This is a genomic window from Streptosporangium sp. NPDC002721, from assembly GCF_042888905.1.
Taxonomy (GTDB): domain Bacteria; phylum Actinomycetota; class Actinomycetes; order Streptosporangiales; family Streptosporangiaceae; genus Streptosporangium.
The window spans coordinates 36,234-49,798 of the sequence record NZ_JBIAQI010000038.1; the positions used below are offsets into that span (position 1 = coordinate 36,234).

The 13,565-nt window shown below is 73.0% G+C and carries 12 protein-coding genes; 3 read left to right on the forward strand and 9 right to left on the reverse strand.

Annotation, left to right across the window (positions count from 1 at the left end):
• Positions 1 to 6: 6 nt before the first annotated feature.
• Genes ACFYWM_RS39185 through ACFYWM_RS39225 form a run of 9 tightly spaced genes read right to left on the reverse strand, consistent with a single transcriptional unit; the run spans position 7 to position 11,016 of the window.
• Positions 7 to 1,515: an ABC transporter ATP-binding protein gene (locus ACFYWM_RS39185; protein ID WP_389925146.1), complete on the reverse strand. Its 1,509-nt coding sequence runs from the start codon at positions 1,513 to 1,515 to the stop codon at positions 7 to 9.
• Positions 1,512 to 2,555 carry a BMP family protein gene (locus ACFYWM_RS39190; protein WP_389925149.1) on the reverse strand — a complete coding sequence of 348 codons (1,044 nt, stop codon included), beginning with the start codon at positions 2,553 to 2,555 and terminating at the stop codon, positions 1,512 to 1,514. The genes ACFYWM_RS39185 and ACFYWM_RS39190 overlap by 4 nt, the downstream gene beginning before the upstream one ends.
• 54 nt (positions 2,556 to 2,609) lie before the next feature.
• Positions 2,610 to 3,428 carry an HAD family hydrolase gene (locus tag ACFYWM_RS39195; protein WP_389925151.1) on the reverse strand — a complete coding sequence of 273 codons (819 nt, stop codon included), beginning with the start codon at positions 3,426 to 3,428 and terminating at the stop codon, positions 2,610 to 2,612.
• Positions 3,429 to 3,484: 56 nt separating this feature from the next.
• Positions 3,485 to 4,555: an ATP phosphoribosyltransferase gene (gene hisG / locus ACFYWM_RS39200; RefSeq protein WP_389925154.1), complete on the reverse strand. Its 1,071-nt coding sequence runs from the start codon at positions 4,553 to 4,555 to the stop codon at positions 3,485 to 3,487.
• A gap of 4 nt (positions 4,556 to 4,559) precedes the next feature.
• A complete protein-coding gene (locus ACFYWM_RS39205; protein ID WP_389925157.1) occupies positions 4,560 to 5,105 on the reverse strand; it encodes an NUDIX hydrolase in 546 nt (181 codons plus the stop codon).
• Between the two features lie 58 nt (positions 5,106 to 5,163).
• Positions 5,164 to 6,942 (reverse strand): ABC transporter ATP-binding protein, encoded by a 1,779-nt coding sequence (locus ACFYWM_RS39210; RefSeq protein ID WP_389925160.1) that lies wholly within the window; start codon positions 6,940 to 6,942, stop codon positions 5,164 to 5,166.
• On the reverse strand, positions 6,935 to 8,692 hold the full coding sequence (locus ACFYWM_RS39215) for an ABC transporter ATP-binding protein (RefSeq protein ID WP_389925163.1): 1,758 nt from the start codon (positions 8,690 to 8,692) through the stop codon (positions 6,935 to 6,937). Before ACFYWM_RS39215 ends, ACFYWM_RS39210 begins: the two co-directional genes overlap by 8 nt.
• A 28-nt stretch (positions 8,693 to 8,720) precedes the next feature.
• Positions 8,721 to 9,752 carry a Gfo/Idh/MocA family protein gene (locus ACFYWM_RS39220; protein ID WP_389925166.1) on the reverse strand — a complete coding sequence of 344 codons (1,032 nt, stop codon included), beginning with the start codon at positions 9,750 to 9,752 and terminating at the stop codon, positions 8,721 to 8,723.
• A complete protein-coding gene (locus ACFYWM_RS39225) occupies positions 9,745 to 11,016 on the reverse strand; it encodes an aminotransferase class III-fold pyridoxal phosphate-dependent enzyme (RefSeq protein WP_389925168.1) in 1,272 nt (423 codons plus the stop codon). The genes ACFYWM_RS39220 and ACFYWM_RS39225 overlap by 8 nt, the downstream gene beginning before the upstream one ends.
• 222 nt (positions 11,017 to 11,238) lie before the next feature.
• Between ACFYWM_RS39225 and ACFYWM_RS39230 the strand changes: the two genes are divergently transcribed.
• From ACFYWM_RS39230 to hisG (ACFYWM_RS39240), 3 genes are read left to right on the forward strand one after another with little or no spacing between them, the layout of a single operon-like run.
• Complete coding sequence (locus ACFYWM_RS39230; protein WP_389925170.1) at positions 11,239 to 11,919, forward strand: phosphoribosylaminoimidazolesuccinocarboxamide synthase; 681 nt, start codon at positions 11,239 to 11,241, stop codon at positions 11,917 to 11,919.
• On the forward strand, positions 11,906 to 12,622 hold the full coding sequence (locus tag ACFYWM_RS39235; RefSeq protein WP_389925173.1) for an SDR family oxidoreductase: 717 nt from the start codon (positions 11,906 to 11,908) through the stop codon (positions 12,620 to 12,622). The genes ACFYWM_RS39230 and ACFYWM_RS39235 overlap by 14 nt, the downstream gene beginning before the upstream one ends.
• Positions 12,623 to 12,675: 53 nt before the next feature.
• Positions 12,676 to 13,560: an ATP phosphoribosyltransferase gene (gene hisG, locus ACFYWM_RS39240; RefSeq protein ID WP_389925174.1), complete on the forward strand. Its 885-nt coding sequence runs from the start codon at positions 12,676 to 12,678 to the stop codon at positions 13,558 to 13,560.
• Positions 13,561 to 13,565: the final 5 nt, after the last annotated feature.

The window sequence follows — 13,565 nt, forward strand, 5'->3', positions numbered from 1 at the left end:
CCGTGTTCACCGCGTCCCCGTCATCAGCCGGACCAGGCGCGCCGGGGTGAGCTCGCCGGACGGCAGGGCGGGCGTCAGCCGGCCGCGCAGCATGACCTGTACGCGGTCGCTCAGGGCGAGCACCTCGTCGAGGTCGGCGCTGACCAGCAGGACGGCCAGGCCCGCGTCGCGGGCGTCGCGCAGCAGACCCCAGATGACGGCCTGGGCGCCGACGTCCACGCCGAGGGTGGGGTGGGCGGCCAGCAGCACCTCCGGACGGCCGCGCAGCGCCCGGCCGACCACGAGTTTCTGCTGGTTGCCGCCGGACAGCGCGGCGGCGGGGACGTCGGGGGAGGGCGCGCCGATGCCGAGGCGGGCGCCGATCTCCCCGGCCGTCTCGCGGGCGGCCGCGCGGTCCAGGCGCCACCGGCTGCGGCGGCGCAGGTCCTCGCTGCCCAGCATGACGTTCTCCCACAGCGTGGCGGGCAGCGCCAGCGCGTGACGGTGGCGGTCCTCCGGGATGCACGCCAGCCCGAGCCGGCGGCGCCGGCGCACACCCAGCCGGGTGACGTCGCGGCCGCCGATGTGCACGGTGCCGGCCGTGATCTCGCGGGTGCCCACCAGCGCCTCGATCAGCTCGGACTGCCCGTTGCCCTGCACGCCGGCGATGCCCAGGATCTCGCCCCTGGACAGCTCCAGGGCGGCCCCCTGGACGGCGTCGGTGCGCAGGCCGTCCAGGCGCAGCACGACGGGACCGTTCCCGGTGCGCCGGCTCCGCGTGGCGGGCGGCAGGTCGCCACCGGCGATGAGCCGGGTGAGCACGCCCGGGTCGGCGTCGCCGGTGGCGAACTCGCCCACGGCGGTGCCCGCGCGGATGACGGTGATGTGGTCGGAGACGCTGAGCACCTCGTCGAGCTTGTGCGAGATGAACAGCACGGCCAGGCCCCGCGCGCGCAGCTCGGCGAGGCTGGCGAACAGGCGCGTCACCTCGCCGGGCGCGAGCACCGTGGTGGGCTCGTCGAGGATCAGGACGCGCGCGCCCCGGTACAGGGCCTTGAGGATCTCCACCCGCTGCCGCTCGCCCAGGCCCAGGTGCTCGATCCGGGCGCCGGGATCGACGGCGAGGCCGTAGCGCTCGCCGAGGTCGCGCAGGGCGCGGGCGCTCGCGCGGCGGTCGAGCAACCCCATGCGCGAGGTCTCGGCGCCCAGGACCACGTTCTCCAGCACGGTCAGGTTCTCGGCGAGCAGGAAGTGCTGGTGCACCATGCCGATGCCGGCCGCGATGGCGTCGGCGGGCGAACGGAACCGCACGGGGACGCCGTCGACCAGCAGGTCGCCGGAGTCGGGCCGCTCCTCGCCGTACAGGACGCGCATGAGGGTCGACTTGCCGGCGCCGTTCTCGCCCACCACGGCGTGCACCTGGCCCGGCCGCACCAGGAGGTTCATGTCGCGGTTGGCGGTGACGCCGGGGTAGCGCTTGGTGATGTGGCGCAGCTCGACCAGGGGAGCGCCGGAGGTCGTCTCGGGACGCGTCATGGCACGACCGGCACGTCGATCTCGCCCGCGATGATCCGCTTCCTGATCTCGTCCAGCCGGGGCCGGATGTCGGCGAGGTCCTCGCCGGTGGTGGCGTAGCCGACGCCGTCCTCGTCGAGCCCGAACTCGCGCACCCCGTAGACGGCCTTGCCCGCGGCCTCCTCCTCGATGACGCTGCGCACCGCGACGTCGATCTGCTTGGTGGCGCTGGTGAGGATCACGCCGGACAGGTCCTGGCCGACGGTGCGGCGCTGGTCGACGTCGACGCCGATGGCCCACTTGCGCGCCGCCTTGGCCGCCTGGAAGACGCCGAGCCCCGACGCGCCGGCCGCGTGGTAGACGACGTCGGCGCCGCTGTCGTACATACCGCGGGCCGCCTCCCGCGCCTTGTCGGGGGAGGAGAACCCGCTGAAGTCGGGCGGCTGCGTCATGAAGACGCTCGACAGCCGGATCTTCGGGTCGATCGCGCGGGCGCCGGCGGCGTATCCGGCCAGGAACTTCTCCTGGGGCGGCGTCTGCACGCCGCCGACGAAGCCGATCCGCCCGGTGGCGGACTTCAGCGCCGCCGCGGCCCCGACCAGGTAGCTGGCCTGCTCCTCGCGGAACACCACGTTGGTGACGTTGGGCAGCTTCACCGTCGCGTCGTCGATGATGACGAAGTGCGTCTTCGGGTACGCGGGCGCGACCTTCGCGAGCGGCTGGGCGTAGAAGAAGCCGACGGCCAGGACGGGGTTGTGGCCCGTCTCGGCCAGGAGGCGCAGGATCTCCTCCAGGTCGGAGCCGGCCGCGTTCGGGCTCAGCTCCTTGACCCCGACGCCCAGCTTGGCCCTGGCCTGGTCGACGCCCGCCCCGGCGGAGTCGTTGAAGGACTTGTCGCCGCGCCCGCCCCGGCTGTAGGCGACGCCCACGCGCAGGTCGGAGCCGGTGGCCGCGGGCCCGTCCGCCCCCGCCTTCCGGGCGGCGTCCTGCGAGCTTCCGCAGGCGACGAGTGTGAACAGAAGGCAGACAACGGTCGACAACCGGGTGAACAGGCGGGTCATGACGCACCTCCCAAGCCGGAACTTCAATCAGAATGCGTACTCATCAGACAAGTGTCAATGCTTCTCTGATAAGTGCTCCAGCCATACGGCGACGCCGTCGTCGTCGTTGGACGCGGTCGTCTCGCGGGCCGCCGCGAGCACCGCCGGATGGGCGTTGGCGACCGCGACCGCCGTCCCCGACCAGGTCAGCATGGGCAGGTCGTTGGGCATGTCACCGAAGGCGATCACGCCCGCGCGGTCGAAGCCGAGCCGGACGGCCATCGCCTCCAGGGCGGCCGCCTTCGTCACCCCGGAGCGCGTCACCTCGCAGAACACGTCCGCCGACACGGTGACCTCGCACCCGGGGAGCAGCACGCCCACGCTCTCGTAGTACTGGCGGGCCGCCCCGTCCAGCTGGACCATGATCTTGCCGACGCCGTGCCGGTCGATGGCCTCCTCCAGCCTCGGCACCCGCCGGGCGTCGCCGGCGAGCGCGGGGGACAGCTCGAAGGCGTCCTCCAGCCACAGCTCCAGGTGGCACTCGGCGCCCAGCCGGATGCCGGGGAAGCGCTCGCGCAGCGCCGTCAGCGCCGTCGCCACGTCCGCCTCGGCGAGCGGGTGGTGGTCGACCACCTCGTCCCGGGTGAAGTCGTAGACGACGGAGCCGTTGCCGCAGACCGCGATGGTCGTGCCGGTCGCGCCGGTCGCGCCGGTCGCGCCGTCCAGGGCCGCGGCCACGTGCCGGGTGTCGCGGACGGGCCGCGCCGTCGCGATGACGAACACGTGACCGGCCGCCCGGACGCGGCGCACGGCCGCGCGGGTGCGTTCGGACAGCTCGCCGCGCGAGTCGAGCAGCGTGCCGTCCAGGTCGCAGACGATCATTCGGCGTTCCACGGGCGGCACGCTCCTCAGGGCCGAAGGGCTCCCGTGGCGGGGGCCCGGCTGGTGGGTCACAACCCGGACGGCCTCACGGCCGGTGGGCTCTCGCGACGGAGGGGCGCTGATGGATTCACACCCCGGCCGGTGGGTTCCCGCGGCGGGGAGTCCGGCTGGTGGGTCACAACCCGGACGGCCTCACGGCCGGTGGGCTCTCGCGGCGGAGGGGCCGGCTGGTGGGTCACAGCCTGGTCGGCCTCGCGGCCGGTGGGCTTCTGCGACGGAGGGGCCGGCTGACGGGTCGCGACCCGGCCGACCGGGGACGCCACGACGTCGGCCGCGCCCGCGGCGAGGATGCCGTCGATGGTCTCGGCCACCCCGTGCCGCGCGGCCAGCCCCTGCACCACCACCAGGCCGTCCTCGCGCACGTCGCCGACGCGCCAGGACCGCGGGGGCAGCGCCGGCGCGACGCGCGGCAGCTCGCGCGCCGACGTGCGCACCGTCAGCAGCACGTGCGCCGCCCCCGCCCGTACCGAGTCCAGCAGCCGGGCCACCCGCTGGATCCGGGCGCGCTTGCGGGCGTCTCGCCAGGCGTGCGGCCCGGCGACGAGCCGCGGCGCGCAGGTGCGCACCGTGTCGAGGACTCGCAGGCCAGGCGGGAGGGACACGCCCGGTTCGAGCACCTCGATGACGGCGTCCGCGAGCTCGGGGATCTTGGCCTGGCTGGCGCCGTAGGAGTGCACCACCTCGGCCGCCAGCCCCCGGCCGCGCAGGTACTGCCGGCCGATGTCGGGGAACTCGGTGGCCACGCGGGCGCCCGGGGGCAGGCCGCCGGGACCGCCGTCCGGTACGGCCAGCACCAGGCGCCACGGCTCGCCCGCCGCCACCGGCTCCACGATCTCGACCTTGGCGCCGGTCTCCTCGATCCAGTCGGTGCCGGCGACCCCGAAGTCGAAGGCGCCCTTCTCCAGGGCCGGCGGGATCTCCCGCGGCTTGAGGAAGACGACCTGGATCGGGCCGCCGTAGTCGACACTCGCCCGGTAGCTGCGGCCCGAGGCCCGGCGCACGCCGATCCCGGCGGCGGTGAGAAGGCCCAGAACCGGCCGCTCCAGAGCGGACCCCTTGGGCAGCGCGAGCGAGATCATGCGGTCAGCGTCTCCAGGTGGGCGGGGCGTCCCCCCAGGGGGAGCGCATGGCGAGGGCGCGCAGGGCGACGTCGATCATGCCGCTCTCGGCGCCGCCGGCCGCCAGGGCGCGCAGCCGGGCCGCGTCCAGCCAGCCGGCCTCGACGAACTTGTCGTGTTCGATGCGGGGCCGTTCCAGGTCCCCGGTGACGGTGGCGAGCACGTCGATCTCGCGCCGGAGGGTGCCGTCGCCGCCCTCCCAGTCGAACACCTTGACCAGGTCGCCGACCCGGTCGAGGTGCCAGCCGGTCTCCTCGGCGATCTCGCGGGCCAGCGCCGCGCACAGCGTCTCACCGGCCTCCACGTGCCCGCCGACGATGTCCCAGCAGCCGGGGAAGAGCCGGACGTGCGGGGCGCGGCGCTGCAGGAACGCCTCGCCGCGCCGGTTGACCAGGACGGCGCCCACCACGCAGCGCACGCCCTCGGCCGCGGCCTCCCGCTGGATCGTGTCGAACTCCCGCGGATGCGGCGCGCACCGTCGCGGCGGCGGGCCCGCCGCGGGGCCGCTCACGCCGTCTCCCGCGGGTGTGGCGCGCACCGTCGCGGCGGCGGGCCCGCCGCGGGGCCGCTCACGCCGTCTCCTGGTGGGCGTAGTACGTGGCGTACAGGGCGGCGAACGGCCCGTCGCGGCACAGCAGCTCGTCGAAGGGGCCCTCCTCGGCGATCCCGCCCCCGTCGAGGACGAGGATCCGGTCGGCCCGCCGGATGGTCGACAGCCGGTGCGCGATGACCAGGACGGTCCGGCCCGCGAACAGCCGCGTCAGCGCGTTCTGGATGCCCCGCTCGGTCAGGGGGTCGACGCTGGCGGTCGGCTCGTCCAGGAGCACGATGTCGGGCTCGCGCACGAACATCCGCGCCACCGCGATGAGCTGCCGCTGCCCGACCGACACCCCCCGGCCGCCGTCGGCGAGCCGGTCGTGCGGGGACATCGGCATGCTGCGCGTCCACACCCGGCGCCCGATCCGGTCGATGGCGCGCTCGACGTCGGCCGGGCCGGCCCCGGGAAGGCCGTAGGCGATGTTCTCGGCGAGCGTGCCGGCGAACACGAACGGGTGCTGCGGGACGACGCCGACACGCCGCCGGTAGGCCGTGAGGTCGAGCGCGCGGACGTCACGGCCGTCGACGAGCAGCTCGCCGCCCTGGAAGTCGTACGCGCGGGCGATGATCTTGGCGAGGGTGGACTTGCCGCCCCCGGTGCGGCCGACGATCGCCACCGTCTCGCGCGCGGCGATCCGCAGGTCCAGGCCGTCGAAGACGGGGGCGTCCGCGCCGTAGCCGAAACGCAGGCCGCGCGCCTCGATCTCACCGTCCAGGCGGGCCACCGGCTCCCGCCCCCGCCCGACGGCGGACGCGCGGTCGTCGATCAGCGCGAACACCCGTTCCGCGGCGGCGAGCCCCTGCTGGAACAGGCTCCAGAACGCCGCCGCCTGGGTGACCGGCTGCCACAGCATGCCGAGCGCCTGCAGCGCGAAGTACCACTCGCCGGGCGAGAGCCGGCCGAGCGTCGCGAAGCGCCCGCCCTGGTAGAGCACGACGGCCGTGGCCAGCCCCGCCAGCAGGGTCAGCACCGGCAGGATGACCGCGTAGATGAGCCCCTGGCGCACGTACACCCGGTACGACAGCCGGTTGACGTCGTCGAAGTCGTCGTAGACGGTCCGCTCGCGGCCGAAGCTCTTGGCGACGGCGATGCCCATCATCGATTCGTGCACGTTGGCGTTCACCCTGGCCATCACCCGCCGGGTGGCGGTCGCCGCGGTGCGGGCGATCCGGCGGAAGGCGAGCGCCGTGCCCAGCAGGAACGGCAGCGCGGCCAGGATGATCAGCCCCAGGCTCGGATCGGTCCAGAACACCACGCCGCCGAGCAGCAGCACCAGCAGCGACTGGCTGAGCAGGTTCAGGGTGAGCGTCATCACCGAGCCGAAGCCCTCAGTGTCACCGGTGACCCGGCTGAGCACCCGCCCGACGGAGTTGTCGTCGTGGAAGGCGACGTCCTTGTCCAGCGCGGCGTCGGCGGCCTCGCACTGCAGCCGGTAGACCATGTCGCCGACCAGCCGGGCGGTGACGGCCTGGCGCGCCCAGTTCATCACCCACGCCAGCACCGCGGCGGCGACGACGAACAGGCACAGCCACAGGCCCAGCCCGGCCCCGCCGCCGACCTCGTCGATCAGCCGCGCGATGACGACGGGCACCGAGGCGGTGAGCAGGGCCGACCCCACGACGAGGACGGCGCAGCCCAGCATCGTGCCGCGCCGGGCGCGCAGGTAGGCCAGGATGCGGCCCAGGAGGCGGCGGTTGCCGTACACGCGGTCGTACGAGTCGGCGTGCAGCCCCGCGAACAGGTCAGTCACTGTAGATCTCCCGGTAGAGCGCGCAGCGCGCCATCAGCTCGTCGTGCCCGCCGAGGTCGACGACGCGCCCGGCGTCCAGCAGCAGGATGAGGTCGGCGCGCCGGATCTGGCCCGGCCGGTGCGAGACCAGCACGGTGGTGCGGCCGGCGGTCGCCCGCTCGATCGCCTCGGTGACGGTCGCCTCCGTGCTCGCGTCGATCGCGCTGGTCGCGTCGTCCAGGGTGAGGACGCGCGGGTCGGTGAGCAGTGCCCGGGCGATGGCGAGCCGCTGGCGCTGGCCGCCGGACAGCGTCGTGCCCCCCTCGTTCAGCACGGTGGCGTAGCCGTGCTCCATCGCCTGGACGAACTCGTCGGCGCAGGCCAGCTTGGCCACCCGCATGACGTCCTCGTCGGCGGCGGTCCCGGCCGACGCGCCGAAGGCGATGTTGTCCAGCACGCTCTTGGAGAACAGGAAGATCTCCTGATCCACGTGGCCGATCTGGCGGCGCAGCGCGCCCGGCTCCCACTCGCGCACGTCCCGGCCGTCGATCAGCACCCGGCCCTCGTCGGCGTCGTACATGCGGCCGACGAGCTTCAGCAGCATGCTCTTGCCGCTGCCGGTCGGGCCGACGACGGCCAGCGTGCGCCCGGCGGGCAGGTGGAAGGACACCTCGCTCAGGATGTCCTCGCCGTCGTGGCGCAGGGTCACCCGGTCGAAGGTGATCGCGCCCTCGACGGCCGTCGTGACGCCGGTGGTCTCCTCCAGGTCGCCGGGCCCGTCGATGATCTGCCGCATCCGGGCGGCGGCGGCCAGCCCCTCCTGCACGACCGGCACGGCCTGCTCCGAGAGGGTGACCGGCTGCGCCAGCGACACCAGCCAGCCCAGGTAGGTGACGACCTGCGCGAGCGCCAGCTCGCCCTGGCCGTACAGGTACAGCGAGTGCAGGGCGCCGACGGCCATCGCGACGGCGAAGCTGAGCGCGGGCAGGTAGACGGCCTGTGCCCGGCCGCGCCGCACGAAGGCGTCCCGGTAGGTGGCGGCGGCCCGCCGGAACGCGAGCCGCTCGTGCTCCTCCTGGGTGGCCGCCTTCACGGTGGCGATGCCGGTCAGGGTGGTGGAGAAGCGCTCGTTCAGGTCGGCGAACGTCTCCCGGATGCGCATCGTGAGCGGCTGCAGCCGCCGCAGGTGCCGGCGCAGCGCGATCGCGAACACCACGACCAGCGCGCCGGGGGCGAGCAGGAGCCGGGCGTCCATCGAGGCGATGAACACGATCGGGACCCCCAGGGCCAGCAGCGCGTTGAACGCGGTGGCGACACCCGGGCTGAACATGTAGTCGACGAGCCGCGCGTCGTTGATGGCGCGGGCCATGATGTCGCCGACGCGCTGCTGGTCGTGGAACGACATGCGCTTGGCGAGCAGGCTGCGATACAGCTCGTCGCGCACGTCGCGTTTGACCCGCTGGGCGACGACCTCCATCGAACCGTGCGACAAAAGGTCGGCGGCGAAGCGGCCGGCCGCCAGCAGCGCGGTGGCGACCGCCGCGGCGGCGAGCACGCCGAGGTCGGTACGCCCGCCGGTCGCCTCGGCGAACGCCGTGCCGATCTGGACCGGCACCAGCGTCGTGCAGACGTTCGCCGCCACCGCCGCCACGGTGAACACAAGCAGCAGCGGCCGGTGCACGCGCAGCCGGGCGGCGACCCACCCGAACACGGCCGGTGACGCGACCGGCCGTGTCCCGCCGGCCCGGCCCGCCGGTCGCGTCTGGCCCATGAGCCCCCCTCCGTGGTCACCGGCCGGCCTACGCGGAGGCGTGGACCGCGTCCGTCAGCTGTCCCGGACCGTCCCCGCCGGCCCGGCCGATCTCCTCCATCACCCGGTCGGCCAGCACGGAGGCGGCGAGCGCGTCGGCGACCGACGGCGTGTCCTCCGGGCGGGGGGCGCCGTCGCGGCAGGACGCCACGAACGCCTCCAGCTCCGGCCCGAAGCCGCTCCGGCCCCAGCCGTGGTCGAGGTTCTTCGTGCCGTGCAGCTCCTGGCCCAGCGGCAGGCCGTCGGCCAGGTCGAGGGTGACCCGCTCCAGGGACGGGGCGCTGTAGCGGCTGCCGTCCATGCCCTGCACCATGACGCCCACGAGGAACCGCTTGACGTGGTTGCCCATCCGCAACGTCGACAGGGAGCCGTCGCGGTGCCGGATGAACACGTTCACCTGGAAGCGGTCGCCCTCGCCCGGGATGACGTGCGCGTCCACCTGGGTGGCGGGGGAGGGGGTGAACCAGCGGGCCAGGTCCAGGGCGTGCACCCCGTTGTGCCGGATCCACGCCTCCAGCGTCGTGTCCACGCCCCACTGCGGGGCCGAGGGATGACGGCTGTAGAAGTCGATCGTCACCGAGCACGAGGTCGCCCGGGCGTCGAGGCTCAGCTCGTGCAGCCGCCGCAGCGTCTCGGCGTAGCGGAAGTTGAAGCCCACCTGGACGTGCCGGCCGCCGCGGTCCACGACGTGGTGCAGATCCCGCAACGCGGGCGTCGAGGGCCCGGCCGGTTTCTCCACGAAGCAGTTGACGCCGCCCTCCACCAGCCGGCGGGTGAGCCGGTACGACGGCTCTGGCGGCACCGCGATGACGGCCGCGTCCACGGTGTCCAGGTCGAGCGCGTCGATCGAGTCGACGCAGACCGCGGCCCCGGCCTCCTCCTGCAACTCCTTGGCCAGGGACAGGTCGGGGTCGACGCAGGCCACGATCTGGTGGCCGCGCACGCGCTGGAGGAACGGCAGCAGGTTCTGGCGCATCTGCCGGCCGCAGCCGACCAGGGCCAGGCGCGGGCGGTCAGTCACGGCCGGCCTCCACCTTCGCGCCTGTCGCGATCCACTGCTCGAAGGCGCGGCGCGCCCGGCCACGAAGCTCCTCCGGGTCGATCTCCCGGTGGGCCAGGCTGACGAACGACGGGTGCCCTTCGAGGAGCAGGATGCCGGCGCCGGTGAGCGCGGCGAGCAGCGCCTCACGCCTGACCTTGTCGCCCAGCAGCGCGTCGTCGTGGTAGACCAGCTCGAACATCCCGCCGCCGAGGACGGGACGGGCCCCCACCAGGGCCGCCACGCCGGCGTCCTCGGCCGCCGCGGTGAGGGTGGCCGCCACCCGCGTGCCGATCCGGCCGATCTCGGCCCAGCCGTCCGGCGCGTCGCCGATGGGCTTTTCCAATATGTCGCGTGTCGCCAACGCCGCGTACACGGCGATCATCTCCTTGGAGAACGTGCCGCTGAGCCGGGCCCGCTGGGCGTCGGCCAGCAGCTCGGCGTCGCCCACCACCAGGCTCAGCGGGGCCCCGTTGGCCAGCGCCTTGCCGATCACGACGAGGTCCGAGCCGATGGCGTGGTCGTGGTCGTAGCCGAGCGGTGAGACGCGGCCGCCGGTCTTGGTCTCGTCGAAGACGGTCAGCAGGCCGGCCTCCCGGCACATCGCGACGGCCCGCCGCAGCACCTCGGGGGTGGTGAACGAGGCCAGGTAGGCGTCGAAGACGAAACAGCCCAGCCGGTCCCGGTATCGTTCCAGGATCTCGGCCAGCGACTCCAGCCGCAGGTCCACCCAGTTCAGGGCGGGCTCGGTCTCGCCGATGCCGCGCATCGCCTCGGTGTAGCGCAGTTTCCCGCGCAGCGGCGAGTGCAACGGCTCGTGCCATTTGAGGGAGTTGGCGATCTGGGAGTCGTGCCAGCCGATGTAACCGCTGCGCAGCACCCCCAGCCGGCCGTTGCGCATCGCGGCCAGCCGCAGGGTCGCGGTGACCGCCTCGGACGCGGTCTTGAAGAACGCGCCCCGGTCGCCGGTCCGCTCGCCGAGCAGCCGCTCCAGATACTCGGAGTGGAAGGTCGTGTAGCCCGGCATCATCACGCCGTTACCGAGATAGCCGCACAGAATTTCATTGAAGAGTTCGTCCGAGTGGCCGATTATCACCGGCCCGTATCCCATGACGAAGTCGATGTACGTCTTCCCGTTCGCGTCCGAGACCTCACCCCCCTTTCCCCGCGTGAACAGGAGCTGGCGTCCTTCGGACCGGAACTTACGAGTGATCTTCGAGTGGGCTATTCGCTCATTTTGCGACAAGATCTTCTCCCTCCCCGGATTTCGTGAATAAGATCATGCGCTTAATTTCCGAGACCGTAGCGGCGGGCTCCGATCAGGGTCAAGGTGAACTTTTTTCTAGGTTTACAACGCCGTAATACGACTGCAACGGTCGAAGTGGTGGGACGAGCCGAACTCCGATATGGAGGCGATGTGGACCACGGACCGAGCCGGCGAATTCCGATATCCGAAATACCCGGAACGGTGCAGCCGGATATTGTCGGGCGCAGTAAACGCCTGTGGCGGCTGCCCGATGGGCAGTGCCTCGTGCAGATAGTCCCCAGCCTGCGTAGTTTCACCTACCAGCGCGACGAAATGGTGGAACGCACCGGGCCGCTGCGGCTGACTTTCTATGAAAGGGCCGCGGCCCGCATCGAGGCGGCCGGGGTGGCGTGCGCGTTCCGTGCGCGGGTCGGCCCGGACACCTATCTCGCCGACTACCGCCCGGCCCCGCCCTTCGAGGTCATCGTGAAGAACCGGTCCACCGGGTCGACCACGCGCAAGTACCCCGGCCTGTTCGAGGACGGCGCGCCGCTGCCGCGCCCGGTCGTGAAGTTCGACTACCGGGTCGACCCGGAGGACCAGCCGATCGGCGAGGACTACCTGCGCGTCCTCGGGCTGCCCGTCGAGGAGATGCGCGAGCAGGCCCTGACCGTCAACGAGACGCTGCGCTCCTGGCTGCACCCCGTGGACGTCTGGGACATGTGCCTCATCTTCGGCGTCACCGCCGAGGGCGGCCTCACCGTCATCTCCGAGATCTCCCAGGACTGCATGCGGCTGCGGCACGAGGACGGGTCCTCGCTGGACAAGGACCTGTTCCGCAACGGCGTCGACGCCGACGAGATCGTCAACCAGTGGAGTCGCATCCTCGATGTCATCAGATGACGGCTCGGACGGCGGCAGGGTGGCACTGATCACCGGTACCAACCGGGGCAGCGGCCTGGCCATCGCCGAGGAACTGCGCGGGCGCGGGTTCCGCGTGTTCTCCCTGAACCGCTCCCTCGCCGGCGCGGACTGGCTCGGCGAACGGCGCTGCGACGTGTCCCGGCCCGCGGAGATCAGGCGGGCCGTCGCCGGCGTCCTGGCCGAGGCGGGGCGGCTGGACGTCTGCGTGTCCAACGCCGTCGACCGGGTCCTGGACCCGATCGCCGACCTGCGCGAGGCCGACTGGGAACGCCTGGTGGCGATCAACCTCAGCGCCGGCTTCCACCTCCTCCAGGCGGTGCTGCCGGCGCTGCGGGCCCGCCGCGGGATCTTCGTCGCGATGGGCAGCCACGCCGGCACCCGCTACTTCGAGGGTGGCGCCGCCTACAGCGCCACCAAGGCCGGGCTGAAGGCGCTGGTCGAGACGCTGCTGCTGGAGGAGCGGCGCAACGGCGTGCGCGCCTGCCTCGTCTCGCCCGGCGCCATCGCCAACCTCGACGGCGACGACGACCCGTACAAGATGAGCACGCGTTCGGTCGCCCGCTGCGTCGGCAGCATCGTCGACTCCTGGCCCACCGACCTCGTCGTCGGCGAGATCGAGGTGCGCCCCGCCGAGCTGGCGACGCCGCCGATCATCGGCATAGACCGGCTGCTCCACGTCTGACACGCGGTCCGGGACCCGGTCCAGTACGCAGTCCGACATGCGAAGGAGGAGGCATGATCTCGCTCGCCCTGCCGACGGGATCCCTGGAGCGGCGGGCCCTGGAGCTCTTCGCGGCCGCCGGCCTCGACGTGCGACGGTCCTCCGAACGTTCCTACCGGGGCACCATCGAGTACGCGGGCACCGTGCGGGTCGCGTTCTACAAGCCGCGCGAGATCCCGCTCGTCGTCCAGAGCGGCTCCTTCGACGCGGGGCTCACCGGCGCCGACTGGGTCGAGGAGACCGGCGCCGAGGTCGAGGTGGTCGAGTCGTTCGACTACTCCCGCAACACCGAGAGGCCGTGGCGGCTCGTCCTCGCCGTGCCCGCCGACCACCCGGCGACCAGCGTGGCCGACCTCGGCGACGGCGTCCGCATGGCCACCGAGTACCCCAACATCGGCCGCCGCTTCTTCCAGGACGCCGGGCTGCGCGCCGAGGTGGTCGTCTCCTACGGCGCCACCGAGGCCAAGATCCCCGAGCTGGCCGACGTGATGGTCGACGTCGTGGAGACCGGGCACTCGCTCCAGCAGAACAACCTGCGCGTCATCGAGACGATCCGCACCTGCGGCGCCCAGCTCGTCGCCAACCCCGCCGCTTACGCCGACGAGGAAAGGCGCGCCGTCATCCGGAGGATCGCCCGGCTGCTGCGCGGCGCCTGGACCGGCCCGGCGAACGTGCTGCTGACGGTCCGCGCCCCCGCCGACCGCCTGCCGGAGGTCACCCTGGCCATGCCGGGGCGCTCGTGGCGGGCCGGGGCGGAGCTGGCCGACGAGAACATGGTCGTCCTGCAGGGTGTGCTGTCCAGCCGGGACGTGCCGGAGACGATCGACGTCCTGCTGTCGGCCGGCGCCGTCAACGTCACCGAGACCGGGATCGGCATCCTCGCCACGAACGCGACGTGACCACG